This window comes from Thalassospira sp. MBR-102 (genome assembly GCF_040549275.1).
Lineage (GTDB): Bacteria > Pseudomonadota > Alphaproteobacteria > Rhodospirillales > Thalassospiraceae > Thalassospira > Thalassospira xiamenensis.
The window spans coordinates 626,081-643,367 of sequence record NZ_JBEPTC010000002.1 but is presented as its reverse complement, the minus strand read 5'-3'; the positions used below and the strand labels follow the sequence as shown (position 1 = coordinate 643,367).

Here is a 17,287-nt window from a genome sequence, read left to right as displayed (position 1 = left end):
TTTACTTGATCCGTCGCGCGCATTACCCTGCGTGCGAAACGAGCTATCGGGAGGTGAGAGTGGGTTTTCCGAAACGTCATCCGTTGCAGAATCAGGACGGGAATTCGGCATGGTGCCGGGTCGCGCGCCGGACGGCATCTGTGGTGGTCCTTTCGCTGGGGCTTGCGGCATGTAACGCGACCACGAGTATCACGGACCTGTTGGGCATGCAACGGGATGGGGCGCCTGTGGAAACGGCAAATAACCCTGCAAACGATCCGACCAGAGCCCCCGATCAGGGGCTTATTACGGATGCCAACCCTTGGCCGGGCGATGCCGCCCTGCCGGAGGGAGAGGGTCAGGAGATTCTGACGCTTTATAACGACGAAGCGGCATTAAATGAAAAGCGCGTTGCACTTCTGCTGCCGCTTTCCGGGCCAAACGAGGAGCTTGGCCGGGCGATGCGCCATGCGGCCGAACTTGCAATGTTTGATGTTGCCGGTGACGATTTCGTCCTGATGCCGATTGACACGGCAGGAACTTATCAGGGTGGGCAGGCCGCAGCCCATCAGGCGATCAATGCCGGGGCAAAGATGATTCTTGGCCCGCTTTTTGCCGAATCGGTTAGCGGTGCCAGTGAAATCGCCAAGGCCGCCGGTGTTCCGGTAATCGCATTTTCGAACAATCAGCGGGTTGCCGAAAGCGGTGTCTGGGTTAACGGCTTTGTCCCCGAAGACCAGATTGCGCGTGCTGCTGGCTACGCAACAACACAGGGTAAATACCGATTTGCAGCTCTGCTGCCGCAAAACGACTATGGGCGCCAGATCGCAGGCGCATTGCAGGGTGTTGTTTCACGTGTCGGTGGCAGCCTTGGCCGGATCGCGTTCTATGCACCGGGGTCGGAAAATCTGGAACAGACAATTCGTGATTTTGCCAATTATGATGCCAGACGGGCAAACTTGCGGGCACGTAAACGCGAATTGCAGGCCGATGGTTCGGCAGCATCCCAACGTGCTTTGAAGCGTTTGGAAGGTGTCGATACACTTGGTGAACTTGATTTTGACGCGTTGATCCTGCCGGCAACCGGTGGCGAGCTTCGTCAGGTTTCTGCGCTGTTGGCCTATTTTGATATCGATGGTGCGCAGGTTCAGTTTATCGGGACATTCGGCTGGAATGATCCGGGCCTGTTTTCCGAGCCGGCACTTAAGGGCGGCATTTTTGCTGCACCGGATCCCGAAAACTGGAAACTGTTCTCGGATCGCTTCCAGCGGACCTTTGGTGAACAACCCCCGCGTATTTCAAGCCTTGCCTATGACAGTGCGGCCCTTGCCGCTGTGCTGTCGCGCGATTCCGGTCAGATGACCAACGAAGCTGTTACGAACCCGAACGGGTTTGTCGGGGTGGATGGTATTTTCCGTCTGACGGCTCAGGGACGTTCGGAACGTGGCTATGCAGTTATGCAAATCCAGCCTGATGGCGCAAAGGTTGTCGCACCGGCACCTGCTGCATTCGATCAGGTTTTCTGATCTGTTCGGATTTGGAGACTGCTGTAACGCTCTCAAACACCCGCCGATTATGCTTCGGCGGGTGTTTTGTCTTTGTAATTGCACAGGTCATTGACGATGCAGTCACCACAGCGTGGTTTGCGTGCCTTGCAAATATAACGACCATGCAGGATCAGCCAGTGATGGGCATGGTTCATGAAGCGTGACGGGACCTTTTTCAAAAGACCCTTTTCAACAGCGAGCACGTTTTTGCCGTTTGCCATCCCCGTCCGGTTACCGAGCCGGAAAATATGGGTATCAACAGCCATCGTGTGTTCGCCCCAAGCAATGTTGCGGACAACGTTGGCTGTTTTGCGACCAACGCCGGGCAATTCTTCAAGCGCATCCTGATCGTTGGGGACGATCCCGCCATGTTTTTCAACAAGAATGCGTGCAGCAGCCATGACATTCTTGGCCTTGCCGCGATAGAGCCCAATGGTTTTGATGTGTTCGATCAGGGCTTCTTCGCCAAGGTCAAGCATGTCCTGCGGGGTTTCGACGATCTGGAACAGCTTTTTGGTGGCCTTGTTGACACCAACATCTGTTGCCTGAGCTGATAGTGCAACAGCGACCAGAAGCGTATAGGGATTGGTGTAATCCAGCTCCCCCTTAGGTTCCGGTTCGGCATCCGAAAGACGCTGAAAAAATTCTTCTATGGCGGTTTTGCTCATCGGGCGGGACATGGATTTTCGTCTCTGTGTTGATGCCGCATTTTTGCGGTCATTTCCGGGATAAGGGACGGTTGACTTTCCGCATTCCTGATCTGATCTCCTGCTATCAGCATATATAAACGGCTGCTTTGCAAAGGTCGAATTTTGATTGCGACAGATCTGGAAGCGTTCCAGAATTGAAACATTGGAAATGCCGCAAACCGGTTGATAGCCATGCCAGCCGTACCAAGAACAGAAAAGCCGATATTTCGGGTTAATCTGCATCCGCCGCGTTCGCTTGGCAGGCGGGCGGCACGCAATATCGTTATTGCGATGGCGTGTGTCACATCGACTATCGGTCTTATTTTCTGGTTGGTCGGGGCGTGGCCGGTGATCGGTTTTCTTGGTGTTGACGTGATACTATTGTCGCTTGCCTTTTATTTCAGTTTCCGTGCAGCACGGGCGGAGGAGCGGATTGAATTGCGTCACGGCAATTTGCGGGTCACCAGAATTTCGGCGCGCGGGACGCGACAGGAATTTGATTTTCAACCCTATTGGCTTCAGGTGGTGCTTGAACGGGGTGATGATGACCAATGCGAACTTTATTTGCGATCGCATGGAAAGCGTTTCGAGATTGCGGGATTTCTGGGTGCGGAAGAAAAGACTGATCTTGCCGGGAAGCTTGATCGCCTGCTGCGTCAGGCTCGATGCAGTCCCGATCCTCGGGCCGTGTGATTAGTGAAAGTCGAGGTTTGAAGCGGGTTCTCGAGATTCTTTGAGTGGTTTTGCTGTGTCGGCAACCCCGATATGCTTCCAACGAATTTCATTAACCTTGTCCGCGCAAACAGCTGGAAAAGATGTAATTTCGTTCGGGAAAACGGTGTTGGAACCGGTTCAGGACACCGAAATACACGTTTCAGAGTAAAATTCACCCGAGATTCCCCGTTTTCACCGCTTGCGAGTTTTTGATGACTTTCATATATAGGTGCGCGGGGTAATTACCCCACGAATTTTGAGACTATTACAACCATTGGTCCCAGGAGGTCCTGCGCAGCGCTTAGATCGTGAAGGCTGCGGGACGGACCGGCCGCTAAAAGAGGAACTTACTATGGGCAAGATTATCGGTATCGACCTTGGCACCACCAACTCCTGCGTCGCAGTCATGGACGGCAAAGAAGGCCGCGTGATCGAGAACAGCGAAGGTGCCCGTACCACTCCGTCGATGGTCGCATTCACCAATGACGGTGAGCGCCTTGTCGGTCAACCTGCGAAACGCCAGGCAGTGACCAACCCGGAAAACACCCTGTTTGCGATTAAACGTCTGATCGGTCGTCGTTATGGTGACCCGGAAGTCGAAAAAGACAAAGACCTTGTCCCGTACAAAATTGTCGCGGGTGACAATGGTGATGCATGGGTTGAAGTCAATGGCGAGAAAATGGCACCGAGCCAGATCGCAGCCATGGTGCTTCAGAAAATGAAGGAAACCGCAGAAGCTCATCTGGGTGAACCGGTAACCGAAGCCGTTATTACCGTTCCGGCATATTTCAACGACAGCCAGCGTCAGGCAACCAAGGACGCCGGTAAAATTGCCGGTCTTGAAGTAAAGCGTATCATCAACGAGCCGACTGCAGCAGCACTGGCATATGGTCTGGACAAGAAAGATGGTGGCACCGTGGTCGTTTATGACCTTGGTGGCGGTACCTTTGACGTCTCGGTTCTGGAAATCGGCGACGGTGTCTTTGAAGTTAAGTCAACCAACGGCGATACTTTCCTTGGTGGTGAAGACTTCGACAAACAGATCATTGACTATCTTGCTGATGAGTTCAAAAAAGAACAGCAGATCGACCTGCGCAAAGATCGTCTGGCCCTGCAGCGTCTGAAAGAAGCCGCAGAGAAAGCCAAGATCGAGCTTTCCTCGTCGATGCAGACCGACGTCAACCTGCCGTTCATCACGGCTGATGCATCTGGTCCGAAACACCTCAACATCAAGCTGTCGCGTGCGAAGCTTGAAGGTCTGGTGGGTGATCTGATCGAACGCACGATGACCCCGTGTAAGGCCGCGCTTAAAGATGCTGGCATTACTGCAGGCGAAATCGACGATGTTATCCTGGTTGGCGGCATGACCCGTATGCCGAAGGTTCAGGAACGCGTTAAAGAGTTCTTCGGTCGTGAGCCGCACAAAGGTGTAAACCCGGACGAAGTTGTTGCCCTTGGTGCAGCAATTCAGGGTGGCGTTTTGCAGGGCGACGTCAAAGACGTTCTTCTGCTTGACGTGACCCCGCTGTCGCTGGGTATTGAAACCCTTGGCGGCGTGTTCACCCGTCTGATCGACCGTAACACCACGATCCCGACCCGTAAGTCGCAGACCTTCTCGACCGCTGAAGACAACCAGACGGCCGTGACCATCCGCGTCTTCCAGGGCGAACGTGAAATGGCTGCCGACAACAAGATGCTTGGCCAGTTTGATCTGGTCGGTATCCCGCCGGCGCCGCGTGGGGTTCCGCAGATCGAAGTGACCTTTGACATTGATGCCAACGGTATCGTCAACGTGTCTGCCAAAGACAAGGCGACCAACAAGGAACAGCAGATCCGTATTCAGGCATCTGGTGGTCTTGGCGATGACGAGATCGAAAAAATGGTCAAGGATGCCGAAGCCAATGCGGAATCCGACAAAAAGCGCAAAGCGCTTGTCGAAGCCCGTAACCAGGCGGAAGCCGTCATTCATTCGACTGAGAAAAACCTTGCCGAACACGGTGACAAGGTTGATGCCGGTGCGAAATCGATGATCGAAGACGCTCTTTCTGCGCTTAAAGAAGCCAAGGACGGCGAAGATCCGGAAGCAATCACCACGAAGGTCAACGAACTTCAGCAGGCTGCAATGAAACTTGGCGAAGCCATGTATCAGGCACAGCAGGCCGAAGAAGGTGGCGAAGGTGAATCTGCTGGCGCATCCTCACAGGCCGATGACGGTGTTGTTGATGCCGACTTCGAAGAAGTCGATGACAGCAAAAAAGACAAGTAAGGCGACCGCAGAGGTCGTCTTGAACGACGCCCTGTAAATAAAAATCGGGCCGTTCCGGACGCAGAGAATTGCGGGAACGGCCCGACCGTGTTTCGGAGTTACAGATGGCGAAAGAAGATTATTACGAGCTGTTGGGTGTTGGCAAAGACGCCGATGCTGCCGCGCTCAAAAGCGCCTATCGTAAACAGGCGATGAAGTATCATCCAGATAAAAATCCGGGCGATACCGAAGCCGAAGTAAAATTCAAGCAAGTCAACGAAGCCTACGAAGTCCTGAAAGATCAGGAAAAGCGTGCTGCCTATGACCGTTTTGGTCATGCTGCGTTTGAGCAAGGTGGGCCGGGCGGTGCCGGTGGTTTCGGGGGCGGCTTTGGCGGTGGTTTCGGCGGCGGCGGGTTTGCCGACGTTTTCGACGAGATTTTCGGTGCCATGGGCGGTGGTCGCCGTGGTGGTGGATCGTCGCGCGGGGCCGACCTTCGCTACAATATGGCGATTTCGCTTGAAGAAGCGTTTGAAGGCAAAAAGGCCGAGATCACCATTCCGGGGTCGGTTGCCTGTGAAGAGTGCCATGGTAGCGGTGCGGAGGCCGGTTCGCAGCCGGTAACCTGTCCGACCTGTAATGGTCACGGCAAGGTCCGCGCGCAGCAGGGTTTCTTTACGATCGAGCGCACCTGCCCGAGCTGTCATGGCAAAGGCAAAATCATCAAGAATCCTTGCAAATCCTGTCATGGTGTTGGCCGCGTTGAGCAGGAAAAGACCCTGTCGGTGACGATTCCGGCCGGGGTTGAGGACGGTACGCGTATTCGTCTGGCGGGCGAAGGTGAAGCTGGTGCCAATGGTGCACCGGCAGGTGATCTGTATATCTTCCTGGATATCCAGAACCATCGCTTCTTCCAGCGCGACGGAGCGAACCTGTACTGCCGGATTCCGATCCCAATGAGCAAGGCAGCCCTTGGCGGCACCATTGAGGTGCCAACAATCGAGGGGACACGCACCCGGATCAATATCCCGGAAGGTACGCAATCGGGACAGCAACTGCGTCTGCGCGGCAAGGGCATGACCATCCTGCGCTCTCAGGCGCGTGGTGACATGTTCGTTGAAATCAGCGTCGAAACCCCGGTCAGACTGACCGAGCGGCAGAAAGAACTTTTGAAAGAGTTTGACGAGATTTCGCGCGAAGAGGGCAGTAACCCGGAAAGCGAAGGTTTCTTTTCCAAGATGAAGGAAATCTGGAAAGACCTGACCGACTAGGTTCAAACACAGCATTTCAGTCTGAAATTCAAACCCCCGGCGGACGTGTCGGGGGTTTTGTTTTGTGCGGTCAGAGGCCTGTGCTAAAGCAAAGGCATGATTTGCACGCTTTGTTGCTAGGAGAGGCGGAAATGAAGATCGGAATTGTCGGATGTGCCGGCCGAATGGGGCGCATGCTGGTCAATGAAACGGCCAAAACCAAAGGCTGCGAGGTTGGTGGTGGTACCGATCTGCCAGACAGCCCGTTTGTCGGCAAGGACGTTACCCTGATTGCCGGTCTGGAAGAAAGCGGTGTTCTGGTAGGTGACGATCCCAAGGCCTTGTTTGAAGCTGTTGATGCGGTAATTGACTTCACCGCACCGGCGGCAACCATGAACCATGCCAAGCTGGCAGCCGAAACCGGTAAAATCCTTGTGATTGGCACGACCGGGCTTTCGAATGATCAGAAAGCAGAGCTTAAGGTCGCGGCCAAAACAGCAACCATCATTTTCGCACCGAACATGAGTGTCGGCGTGAACCTTGCCTTTGCGCTGGTCGAGAAGGTTGCGGCGATCCTTGACAAGGATACGGCTGATATTGAAATCGTTGAAATGCACCACAAGCACAAGGTTGATGCACCTTCCGGCACGGCACTTGGCCTTGGCGAAGCGGCGGCAAAGGGCCGTGGGGTCGATCTGGATGCGGTTTCGGTACGCTCACGCGACGGGCATACCGGCGCACGCGAAAACGGCACCATCGGCTTTGCAACGTTGCGTGGTGGCGATGTTGTGGGCGACCATACCGTTGTTTTTGCCTGCGAGGGTGAGCGGATCGAAATTACTCATAAAGCATCATCACGCGAAGTTTTCGCCAAGGGGGCGGTACGTGCCGCGAAATGGGCCGAGGGCAAGAAGCCCGGTCTTTATTCAATGCGTGACGTTCTGGGCCTATAAACCATCGCCAATCGAGGCATTTTACGCAAAGACCCCGGCAGTACTGCCGGGGCTTTGGTCATGATGAAGGATTTGGATATTGATCTGATCAGTGTGCATCCGCCCAGCTATCCCCGATACCGGCATCTGCGATAAGCGGTACGGACAGGTGTGCGGCATTTTCCATAACCTCGCGGATCACCTTAACGGCCTTTTCGGTTTCATCTTCGGGGGCCTCGAAAATCAATTCATCATGAACCTGAAGCAGCATGCGGGTTTTAAGCCCCGCATCAAGAAGGGCACCGGGAACGGCAATCATGGCGCGTTTGATGATGTCAGCGGCACCGCCCTGAATAGGGGCGTTGATGGCCGCACGTTCGCCGAAGCTTCGCCGCATCCCGTTTTTATCATTAATGCCGTTGATATGAATATGACGGCCAAACAGAGTTCTGACAAAGCCATGCTTTTTGGCGAAGTCTTTTGCCTGTTCCATATAATCGCGAATGCCGGGATAAATTTCGAAATAGGCTTCGATAAAGGCTTTGGCTTCTTTTTGCGGGATACCAAGCTGGTTGGCGAGGCCAAAGGCCGAAATCCCGTAAATGATGCCGAAATTAATGGCCTTGGCTTTGCGGCGGACCATCGGATCCATGCCTTCAATCGGAACGCCAAACACCTTGGATGCTGTTGCGGCGTGGATATCTTCGCCATTTTTAAAGGCATCCCGCAGGGCGTCGATTTCGGCGACATGCGCCAGAAGGCGCAACTCGATCTGCGAATAGTCGGCAGAAATCAGTTTGCAACCGGGTTCCGAGATAAAGGCCGTACGGATTTTACGGCCTTCCTCGCTTCGGATCGGGATGTTTTGCAGGTTGGGATCGTTTGACGAAAGGCGACCGGTATTCACATTGGTCTGGCCATAGCTTGTGTGAACGCGGCCGGTTTCAGGATTAATGTGATTGGCAAGAGCATCGGTATAGGTGCTTTTGAGCTTTGAAAGCTGCCGCCATTCAAGGATTTTGGTCGGCAGGTCATGTCCCTGAGCCGCCAATGCTTCAAGAACATCCGCGCCAGTCTGCCATGCACCGGTTTTGGTTTTTTTCCCGCCCGGCAGGCTCATCTTTTCAAACAGAATTTCGCCAAGCTGTTTTGGGCTGCCGAGATTGAACGGTTCACCGGCCATTTCATGGATGGTTTCTTCAAGGGCAGCCATCCGCTTGGCAAAATCATTCGACAGGGTTTTGAGTTTGTCGGCATCAATACGGATGCCAAGGCTTTCCATTTTGGCCAGAACCGGGACAAGCGGCCGATCCAGCGTTTCATAGACGCTGGCCATGTGTTCCTGCGCAATCCGTGGCTTCAGAAGTCGGTGCAGGCGCAGCGTGATATCGGCGTCTTCGGCGGCGTAATCAAGCGCCTTGTCGAGCGGCACCTGATCAAAGGTGATCTGGGTTTTGCCCGATCCGCAAACATCGGAAAACTTGATCGGTTTGTAATTCAGATGCAGTTCGGCCAGTTCATCCATACCATGGCCGTGGCTCGTGCCGTCCAGAACATAGGACAGCACCATGGTGTCGTCTATCGGTGCGACATTGATACCGTGGCGGGACAATACGATCATATCGTATTTCAGGTTCTGGCCGACCTTGAGAACACCCGGGTCTTCCAGAAGGGGTTTGAGCAAGGCAATCGCGCGATTCAGCGGGATTTGCTTTGGCACCTCGACTTTTGCCGGTGCTTCGGCGGGGGCATCAAAATCAAACCCACCCTGTGCTTCGCCACTTTCACCATGACCCTGTCCGTGCCCAACAGGGATATAGCAGCCATTGCCCGGTTCGGTCGAAAGCGAAATGCCAACCAGTTTGGCCTGATGGGCATTCAGTGATGTGGTTTCTGTATCGACAGCAACCGTACCGGCATATTCAGCCATTGAAATCCAGTGCTTTAGGCGATCTTCATCCTGCACCAGTTCATATTCCGCCTTTTTGACACTGATATCATTGACACCGGTTCCCGGTTCGACAATGCCATCTGCGTCAACAGAGCCGCCGAACTTTGCCTTTATTTTTGATATCAGAGATTTAAAGCCATGTGTTGAAACAAAGCTTAAAAGAGCATCCGGATCAGGTTCGCGCAGTTCAAAACCATCCAGCTTTTCGACAACCGGAACATCGGTTTTGAGGGTCACAAGATCGCGTGAAATGCGCGCCAGTTCGGCATTCTCGATCAGTTTTTCGCGGCGCTTGGGTTGCTTGATTTCGCCTGCACGTTCCAGCAGGCCATCCAAATCGCCATATTCGTCAATCAGTTGGGCCGCGGTTTTAATGCCAATGCCGGGTACGCCGGGAACGTTATCAACGGAATCGCCAGCAAGCGCCTGGATATCAATAACCTTGTCGGGTGTAACGCCGAATTTTTCCAAGACTTCCGGTGCGCCAATAGTACGATTCTTCATCGCATCAAACATTTGCACCCGGTCCGTCACAAGCTGCATCAAGTCCTTGTCAGAAGATACTATAATAACATCAGAACCTTCGGCCTCAGCCTGCCGGGCATAGGTCGCGATCAGGTCGTCGGCTTCGTAGCCTTCAAGCTCGATCGAAGGCAGGTTGAAGGCACGCGTCGCATCACGGATAAGCCCGAACTGTGGAACCAGTTCTTCCGGCGGCGGCGGACGGTGCGCCTTGTATTCGGGATAGAAATCGTTTCTGAACGACTTCCCCTTGGTGTCGAAGATCACCGCCATATGATCGGGCTTGGTATCTTCGCGCAATTTCATCAGCATGGTGCAGAAACCATACACCGCATTCACCGGCGTACCGTCGGGGCTTGTCATTTGTGGTAAGGCGTGAAAGGCCCGGAAGATAAAACCGGAACCGTCAACCAGAACGACGCGGCGCGGGGCTTTGCCGGTGGATGGCGCAGAATCTGTCATGCGTCTAATGCTCATTCATTCATGTGATTTGATGGTCCGCAGAATGCCCGATCCGGTCGGCTAAGTCGAGTGGGGCATCGTCGAAAGCGGGAATATGTCACCTGTTATCGGCTTTACTCCTGACAGGAGCTTGTCAGTTGATGACAGGCATTTTGATATCATATCGAAATCAAAATGAAATTTTTGATCATGATCTGATTCTTGCCATTTGCGGCAGTATGTCGCTTTGGGCTTATCAGGATGCAAAGGGATTGATATGGTCGATGGCGGTGCAACTTCGCTCTGGGAAACGGGAGAACCGGTCATTGCCGGCGATGGAAGATAAACCGGTTTTCAAGCCGCAAGGCATCGGCATTGAAACCGCAGAACCGACGCGCCAGCTTCATGACGACATGAAGCTGGCAAATCGGCACAAAAAAATCAGGAAAGCTGAACGGGTTGCGCGATCCAACGGATCGGGATGGCGCAGATTCTTTAGCGTGTCCTCGTGGCTACGCTTTCTGATTACGTTTGGGATTTTCGGGTTTTTCCTGCACGGTCTGTTCATGGTTTTTGGCGTTTATGATCGCAATCAGCGCCTTCCTGCGGCCGACCATTTTGTGCTGCTGATCAAGCTCGTCGTGTTCATCGCGCTGATGTATCTGTTTTATGCGATGTTGATGCATTACGGGCCGATCCGTCACAAGGTGCGCGGGATATTCTTTCTTGCGTTGGCACCCGTAGCGGCGGTTTGCATTTTCATGATTTACGGCGGCGGACAGCTATTCGGAAGCTTCCTGCCAGTTTTGCAGTTCCTGACCCTGACCATCGGGGTTGGTGGATTTCTGCTTTATGTGCTGGGTTATACATGGGTCGCTGGTCGTAATGTTCGGCGTGAAGCCGAACGTTATGATCGGATCGGACAAGTCAGAAATCAGGTTTCGCAAGAGACTGCTTTGGATGGGTTGCCGCCCGGTGTAACCGGCGACCGGCGCAAGGTGCACAAAGCTGGCAGTCTTCGCCTGCGTAAAGATGATGACGGGTCATCAAGTGGTAGTGGTATGGGCGGCGGAAATTCATCCGCGGTACACAGCAAAGTGCGTTTGCCGGAAATCTGATTGCCGGATGTGTTAGTTTAGGTGTGATTTTCCAAAACAACACCCGCCAGATAGAGCGAACCTAAAATCAAGACCCTTTTGGGTTGATTGATGCTGTTTTTCAGAACTGCCAGCGCATCATTCAACGTGTCACAGGCATAAGCATTGGCAATTCCGGCCTTAACGGCAGCATCACGCAATGTTTCCGCACGGTGGACTTCATGATCACCCGGGATCGGAATCCCGGCAAATGATGCGATATGCGGGGCCAGCGGTCTTAGAAATGCGATGGGATCCCTGTTGTCGAGCATTCCCATAATCACAACCGTGTCACCTTGTGATTGACGTGACAGCCAGTCTGCAATGACTTCTGCGGCGGCGATGTTGTGGCCACCATCCAGAACCAGGTCGCATTTGTCAGGCATGGCATCGCACAGCGGGCCTTTGGTCAGCCTCTGAAGGCGGGCGGGCCAACTGGCTTGGGTAATGCCGCGGGAAATCGTTGCCATATTCGGGCCTGCGATATTCGGGATATCGGCGTAGCGTGCGGCGGTAATGGCGGTTGCGGCATTGATGAATTGATGGCGACCGGGCAACGCGGGCAAGGGCAGATCAAATTCTTCTTCGGCGATACGAAGTGTGAAGCCGTTCTCGCGTTCGGCGGTGATGCCGAAATTCGTGATCAGAGGGCTGCCGATATCACCGGCATGGCGGGCAAGCGTATCAAATGCCTCAAGGCTTTGTGGGGCCAGAACACATGGGACGCCTGGCTTCATGATTCCGGCTTTTTCAAAGGCGATTTTGTCAATCGTATCGCCAAGGAACCCCTGATGATCAAGCGAGATCGGCGTAATGACGGTCAAAGCCGGTTTATCAATCACGTTGGAGGCATCAACCCGACCGCCAAGACCGGTTTCAAGCAGAACAACGTCTGCCGGAATTCGGGAATAGGCCAGAAAAGCTGCTGTCTGGGTGATTTCAAAGAAGGTTATCTGTTCACCGCCATTGACCGCTTCGACTTCTTCAAGAAGGTCACACAGCATGTCTTCGCTGATCAGTTCACCGGCCAGACGTATGCGTTCGTGAAAGCGAACAAGGTGCGGGGAGGTCGAAGTGTGAACACGAAGGCCTGCGGCCTCATAGATGGCACGCAGGTAAGCCAGCGTTGATCCCTTGCCATTGGTTCCGGCCAGATGAATGACTGGCGGCAGATTGAGGTGCGGATTACCCAGCTTGTTGAGCAAGCGGGTAATCCGACCCAATGAAAGGTCGATCACTTTTGGATGAAGCTGGCCCAGACGCGCAAGAATGGCGTCACTTCTTGGCGTTGTCACCTTCGGTCTCGGCCTTTTTCGCGGGTTTCTTTTTTGCATCCTTGATCGGAACGATCGCGGCACCCGGCTTGGTGCGGCGGATCATATCGATCAGGCGACCGATGGTTTCATTCAACTCACCGCGCGGCACGACCATATCGACCATCCCGTGATCCAGAAGATATTCTGCTGTCTGGAAATCATCCGGAAGCTTTTCACGAATGGTGTTTTCGATCACGCGACGACCTGCAAAACCGATCTGTGCGCCTGGCTCGGCAATCTGGATATCACCCAGCATGGCGAAGGATGCCGAAACACCACCGGTGGTCGGATCGGTTAGAAGGACGAAATAGGGCAGACCCTTTTCCTTGACCTTCTCGATCGCGGCCGTGGTGCGCGCCATCTGCATCAGGCTAAGGATGCCTTCCTGCATACGCGCACCGCCCGACGCCGGAACGATGATAAGGGCCGCATCCTGAACCGTTGCCAGTTCGGCCGCGGCAACGATGCCTTCGCCAACGGCGGTGCCCATCGATCCGCCCATGAAGGAAAAATCAAAGACCGCAACGACGGTTGCATGCCCGCCGACATCTCCATGGGCAACAGCTAGCGCATCCTTGTAGGTTGCCTTGGCCTGTGCTGCTTTCAGTCGGTCGGTGTACTTTTTCTGATCGCGGAATTTCAGCGGATCGACCGGAACGTTCGGCAGTTCGATGGTCTGGTATTTACCATCATCGAACAGGAGCTCAAGACGGTCCTTGGCTGAAATGCGCATATGATGGCCGCAATGCTGGCAAACATGTTTGTTTTTTGCCAGGTCACGGTGGAAGATCATCTGTTCGCACGACGGACACTTATGCCAGAGGTTTTCGGGCACATCGGTGCGGCGAACAAGTTTCTGAATCTTGGGACGGACGAATTCTGTCAGCCACGACATATCGGATACTGATCCTTGGTTTTGCCTATATCGGTCATTTCACGGCAACGCGCAGCGTTATTTACGCGCGTTGCGTACCCCGTCTGCAAGTTCGCGAACAAGGCCTGTGACCATAGAGGCGGTCTTATCGGTGGCCTTGCCGTTTTCGTCAAGACTTTCGGCAATTTTTGATACGATTGCTGACCCGACCACAGCAGCATCGGCCTGTCGGGCAACCTCTGCGGCTTGGGTCGCGTTCTTGATGCCAAAGCCAACTGCAATCGGAAGATCCGTGTGGCGACGCAGACGCGCCATCGCTTCAACAATCTGGTCATTGGTTGCTGAACCGGCACCGGTAACACCGGCAACTGAAACATAATAAACAAAGCCCGACGTATTCTGAACGAGTTTCGACAGGCGCTTGTCATCAGAGGTCGGTGTCGTCAGACGAATGAACGACAACCCTTTTTCCACGGTCGGGACGCAAAGCTCGGCATCCTCTTCGGGCGGCAGATCAACAACGATCAGGCCATCAACACCGGCATTGCGGGCATCTTCAAGAAACTCTGCCACGCCATAAATATAAATCGGGTTGTAATACCCCATCAGAATGATCGGCGTTTCGTGATCCTGATCGCGGAAACCGCGGACCAATGACAGGGTCTTGCGCATATGCATCCCCGCTGCCAGGGCACGTATCGAGGCTTCCTGAATGGCGGGACCATCCGCCATAGGATCGGTAAATGGCATACCGAGTTCGATGACGTCCGCACCTGCCGCAGGCAGGGCTTTAAGGATTTCAAACGATGCTTCCGGGTCGGGGTCACCTGCGGTGATGAACGTGACCAGACCGGCACGACCTTCTTCCTTGAGCTTCGCGAAACGTTTGGCGATGCGGTCCTGGCCGCCGATGATTGCGTCGCTCACAGTTCTACTCCCAGTGCTTCGGCCACGGTAAAGATATCCTTGTCGCCCCTGCCGCTCAGACACATGAGAATGATCTTGTCTTTACCCATTTTTGGGGCTTCTTTCATGATCTGCGCGATGGCGTGACTGCATTCCAGCGCGGGAATAATGCCTTCGAGTTCCGAACAAAGTTTAAAAGCTTCCAGCGCTTCTTTGTCGGTGATCGGCTCGTAACGCGCACGACCAATATCTTTAAGCCAGCTATGTTCCGGCCCAATACCGGGATAATCAAGACCGGCTGAAATCGAGTCGGCCTCTTTGATCTGTCCGTCGTCATCCATCAGCAGATAGGTGCGGTTCCCGTGCAAAACGCCCGGTTTGCCAGCGCTCAGGCTGGCGGCGTGTTTACCGGTGTGCACGCCATGGCCGGCAGCTTCGACACCAACCACCTCGATATCCTTGTCATCAAGGAACGGGTGGAACAAACCGATCGCGTTTGATCCACCACCAACGGCCGCTATTACCTGATCGGGCAGGCGACCTTCCTGCTCAAGAATCTGTTCTTTGGCTTCGTTACCGATCACGCATTGGAAATCGCGAACCAGTTCCGGATAGGGGTGCGGACCCGCTGCCGTCCCAATGATGTAGAAGGTATCTTCGACATTGGTGACCCAGTCACGAAGGGCCTCGTTCATCGCATCCTTGAGCGAGCAGGAACCGGATTTGACTGGTTTGACTTCGGCACCCAGCAGGCGCATGCGGAAAACGTTCGGCGACTGACGTTCGATATCCTTCGAGCCCATATAAACCGTGCAGGGCAGACCAAAGCGCGCGCAAACCGTCGCTGTTGCAACGCCGTGCTGACCCGCGCCGGTCTCGGCGATGATGCGGGTTTTGCCCATGCGTTTGGCCAGAAGGATCTGACCGATGCAGTTATTGATCTTGTGCGCGCCGGTATGGTTCAGGTCCTCGCGCTTGAAATAAATCTTGGCACCGCCAAGATGTTCGGTCAGGCGTTCGGCGAAATAAAGCGGATTTGCGCGACCGACATAGTGCTTCAGGTAATAGTCGAGTTCTTTCTGAAACGCCGGATCTTTCCTGGCATCCTTGTAGGCCTGCTCAAGCTCGAGAATCAGCGGCATCAGGGTCTCGGCGACAAAGCGGCCCCCGAAATTGCCGAAATGTCCGTCCGGATCCGGAAGGGCACGATAGCTGTTAAGAGCGGTTGGTGCAGACGTCATAGGATTTCCCCGTGGATGTGCCGCGAACAATGCCGCGACGGCAAAGACATGCGACAGTCATTAAGTCAGCGAAAAGCTGCCGGGATCAACGATATTGGCAGCTTTGGCGCTGGTTCCTTTTACCTGTGGTCAGGCAAAATAGATTAATGGGCTGCGTGCTCGGCCTGGGATTTGTCGAAAATATATTTCTTTGAGCAGTATGGGCAGACCACCTCGCCCTTTTCCTCAAGATTGAGGTAAACGGTGGGATGGCCAAGGTGACCTTTGCCGCCGTCACAGGCAACATTAAGGCTGCCGACTTTGATTTCTTCGGTGATCTTCATATATCCAGCTTCCCAGTTAGCACAGGCATCGGTGTTGCCATCGGTTGATCATCGGCCTGAAACAGGTCCAAGAGCCATTGACCCCGCTTTCATGGGGATGATACCGATTGCGCATATTCAATCAACACTTCCGCATGGTCTTAGCGCAAACAAGCCACGCGGAAAAGAGCGGAGATCACGCATTCATGACTGCAATGCCCGACTACGCCATCGAAGTCGAAGGGCTGACCAAGCTCTATAAGGGTGCGAACGGCGAAAAACTGGCACTGGACAATGTGTCGTTGAAAATTCCACGCGGTTCTTTCTTTGCCCTTCTTGGTCCGAATGGTGCCGGAAAGTCCACTTTTATCAATATACTGGCTGGTCTTGTCATCAAGACAAGCGGTACGGCAAAAATCTGGGGCTACGATATCGAAACCGAAATGCGTGCTGCGCGTTGCTCAATCGGGATCGTGCCGCAGGAACTTAATCTGGACGCATTTTTCACGCCGCGTCAGGCGATGGAATTGCAGGCAGGCCTGTATGGTGTCCCCAAAACGGAACGTCGTACGGACGAGATTCTTGCCGCCCTTGGACTGTCTGACAAGGCCGATTCCTATTCTCGCTCACTTTCGGGCGGGATGCGTCGGCGTCTTCTTGTCGGCAAGGCGATGGTTCATATGCCGCCGGTTCTGGTGTTGGATGAACCAACGGCCGGGGTTGATATTGAACTGCGTCAGCAGCTTTGGGCCTATGTGAAGGAACTGAACAAGGTGGGCGTTACGATTGTTCTGACCACGCATTACCTTGAAGAAGCCGAAGAGCTTTGTGACGAGATTGCGATCATCAACAAGGGCAATGTGATTGCCCATGAAGACAAGCGCAGTCTTCTGCGTCGTATCGATCATAAAACCCTGATTCTGACAGTTAAAAATGCACTCAATGCCGTGCCCGAGGAACTGACCCCGTGGGGTGCTGAGCTTAAGGCCGCAAACCAGATCGCGCTGAATTACCGGCCCAGCAACACCCAGATGGCTGAAATTCTCAATGCCATTCAGGGCTGCGGTCTTGCGATTACCGACCTGTCGACCGAGGAGGGCGATCTTGAAGATATCTTCCTGATGCTGACTCGCGATAACGACAAGGCCCGTGCGGGCAAGGCGGCCTGATTTTCGGGGCGTCTCACCATCCTTCAAAACCCTGCAAGTTGCTTGCAGGGTTTTGTTTTTTGGCCTTAATTTG

At 54.0% G+C, this 17,287-nt stretch carries 14 protein-coding genes; 7 read left to right on the top strand and 7 right to left on the bottom strand.

The genetic code is table 11. The features are described 5' to 3' along the window. The first annotated feature begins 59 nt into the window (after positions 1 to 59). Positions 60 to 1,505, top strand: coding sequence for a penicillin-binding protein activator (locus ABIE64_RS06270; protein WP_354376912.1), 1,446 nt, complete (start codon positions 60 to 62; stop codon positions 1,503 to 1,505). Positions 1,506 to 1,552: 47 nt separating this feature from the next. Here ABIE64_RS06270 and nth read toward each other — a convergent pair whose 3' ends face one another. Further along, the gene (gene nth, locus ABIE64_RS06265) at positions 1,553 to 2,194 is read right to left on the bottom strand and encodes an endonuclease III (protein WP_354376931.1); all 642 of its coding nucleotides are present in this window, start codon (positions 2,192 to 2,194) and stop codon (positions 1,553 to 1,555) included. Between the two features lie 213 nt (positions 2,195 to 2,407). Between nth and ABIE64_RS06260 the strand changes: the two genes are divergently transcribed. From ABIE64_RS06260 to dapB, 4 genes are all read left to right on the top strand, one after another. Then, a complete protein-coding gene (locus tag ABIE64_RS06260) occupies positions 2,408 to 2,908 on the top strand; it encodes a DUF2244 domain-containing protein (protein ID WP_037988936.1) in 501 nt (166 codons plus the stop codon). A gap of 373 nt (positions 2,909 to 3,281) precedes the next feature. Continuing rightward, on the top strand, positions 3,282 to 5,195 hold the full coding sequence (gene dnaK / locus ABIE64_RS06255) for a molecular chaperone DnaK (RefSeq protein ID WP_354376911.1): 1,914 nt from the start codon (positions 3,282 to 3,284) through the stop codon (positions 5,193 to 5,195). Positions 5,196 to 5,299: 104 nt separating this feature from the next. Then, positions 5,300 to 6,445, top strand: coding sequence for a molecular chaperone DnaJ (gene dnaJ / locus ABIE64_RS06250; protein ID WP_007088588.1), 1,146 nt, complete (start codon positions 5,300 to 5,302; stop codon positions 6,443 to 6,445). Positions 6,446 to 6,576: 131 nt separating this feature from the next. After that, on the top strand, positions 6,577 to 7,377 hold the full coding sequence (gene dapB / locus ABIE64_RS06245) for a 4-hydroxy-tetrahydrodipicolinate reductase (protein ID WP_063092320.1): 801 nt from the start codon (positions 6,577 to 6,579) through the stop codon (positions 7,375 to 7,377). Positions 7,378 to 7,465: 88 nt separating this feature from the next. On the opposite strand, the gene polA is transcribed toward dapB, so the two are convergent. Then, positions 7,466 to 10,291, bottom strand: a complete 2,826-nt coding sequence (gene polA, locus ABIE64_RS06240) for a DNA polymerase I (RefSeq protein ID WP_063092321.1) — start codon at positions 10,289 to 10,291, stop codon at positions 7,466 to 7,468. A 314-nt stretch (positions 10,292 to 10,605) separates the two neighbouring features. On the opposite strand from polA, the gene ABIE64_RS06235 reads away from it, so the two are divergent. Continuing rightward, the gene (locus ABIE64_RS06235) at positions 10,606 to 11,388 is read left to right on the top strand and encodes a hypothetical protein (RefSeq protein WP_354376910.1); all 783 of its coding nucleotides are present in this window, start codon (positions 10,606 to 10,608) and stop codon (positions 11,386 to 11,388) included. Between the two features lie 17 nt (positions 11,389 to 11,405). On the opposite strand, the gene ABIE64_RS06230 is transcribed toward ABIE64_RS06235, so the two are convergent. From ABIE64_RS06230 to ABIE64_RS06210, 5 genes are all read right to left on the bottom strand, one after another. Continuing rightward, positions 11,406 to 12,701: a bifunctional folylpolyglutamate synthase/dihydrofolate synthase gene (locus ABIE64_RS06230; RefSeq protein ID WP_063092323.1), complete on the bottom strand. Its 1,296-nt coding sequence runs from the start codon at positions 12,699 to 12,701 to the stop codon at positions 11,406 to 11,408. Next, complete coding sequence (gene accD, locus ABIE64_RS06225; protein WP_354376909.1) at positions 12,682 to 13,617, bottom strand: acetyl-CoA carboxylase, carboxyltransferase subunit beta; 936 nt, start codon at positions 13,615 to 13,617, stop codon at positions 12,682 to 12,684. Before accD ends, ABIE64_RS06230 begins: the two co-directional genes overlap by 20 nt. Before the next feature lie 57 nt (positions 13,618 to 13,674). Next, positions 13,675 to 14,523, bottom strand: coding sequence for a tryptophan synthase subunit alpha (trpA, locus tag ABIE64_RS06220; protein ID WP_007088594.1), 849 nt, complete (start codon positions 14,521 to 14,523; stop codon positions 13,675 to 13,677). After that, entirely contained in the window at positions 14,520 to 15,743 is a 1,224-nt protein-coding gene (gene trpB / locus ABIE64_RS06215; protein ID WP_007088595.1) for a tryptophan synthase subunit beta, read from the bottom strand. Before trpB ends, trpA begins: the two co-directional genes overlap by 4 nt. A 143-nt stretch (positions 15,744 to 15,886) precedes the next feature. Beyond that, complete coding sequence (locus ABIE64_RS06210) at positions 15,887 to 16,066, bottom strand: zinc-finger domain-containing protein (RefSeq protein ID WP_007088596.1); 180 nt, start codon at positions 16,064 to 16,066, stop codon at positions 15,887 to 15,889. A 185-nt stretch (positions 16,067 to 16,251) separates the two neighbouring features. Between ABIE64_RS06210 and ABIE64_RS06205 the strand changes: the two genes are divergently transcribed. Further along, positions 16,252 to 17,214, top strand: a complete 963-nt coding sequence (locus tag ABIE64_RS06205; RefSeq protein WP_354376908.1) for an ABC transporter ATP-binding protein — start codon at positions 16,252 to 16,254, stop codon at positions 17,212 to 17,214. The last annotated feature ends 73 nt before the right edge of the window (positions 17,215 to 17,287 follow it).

What these genes read in the sequence shown, in the direction of transcription:
- ABIE64_RS06235 (WP_354376910.1), top strand. Translation starts at nt 10,606, where the DNA reads ATGGAAGATAAACCGGTTTTCAAGCCGCAAGGCATCGGCATTGAAACC.
- ABIE64_RS06260 (WP_037988936.1), top strand. Translation starts at nt 2,408, where the DNA reads ATGCCAGCCGTACCAAGAACAGAAAAGCCGATATTTCGGGTTAATCTG.
- trpB (WP_007088595.1), bottom strand. Translation starts at nt 15,743, where the DNA reads ATGACGTCTGCACCAACCGCTCTTAACAGCTATCGTGCCCTTCCGGAT.
- nth (WP_354376931.1), bottom strand. Translation starts at nt 2,194, where the DNA reads ATGAGCAAAACCGCCATAGAAGAATTTTTTCAGCGTCTTTCGGATGCC.
- dnaK (WP_354376911.1), top strand. Translation starts at nt 3,282, where the DNA reads ATGGGCAAGATTATCGGTATCGACCTTGGCACCACCAACTCCTGCGTC.
- ABIE64_RS06210 (WP_007088596.1), bottom strand. Translation starts at nt 16,066, where the DNA reads ATGAAGATCACCGAAGAAATCAAAGTCGGCAGCCTTAATGTTGCCTGT.
- dapB (WP_063092320.1), top strand. Translation starts at nt 6,577, where the DNA reads ATGAAGATCGGAATTGTCGGATGTGCCGGCCGAATGGGGCGCATGCTG.
- dnaJ (WP_007088588.1), top strand. Translation starts at nt 5,300, where the DNA reads ATGGCGAAAGAAGATTATTACGAGCTGTTGGGTGTTGGCAAAGACGCC.
- accD (WP_354376909.1), bottom strand. Translation starts at nt 13,617, where the DNA reads ATGTCGTGGCTGACAGAATTCGTCCGTCCCAAGATTCAGAAACTTGTT.
- polA (WP_063092321.1), bottom strand. Translation starts at nt 10,291, where the DNA reads ATGACAGATTCTGCGCCATCCACCGGCAAAGCCCCGCGCCGCGTCGTT.
- ABIE64_RS06205 (WP_354376908.1), top strand. Translation starts at nt 16,252, where the DNA reads ATGACTGCAATGCCCGACTACGCCATCGAAGTCGAAGGGCTGACCAAG.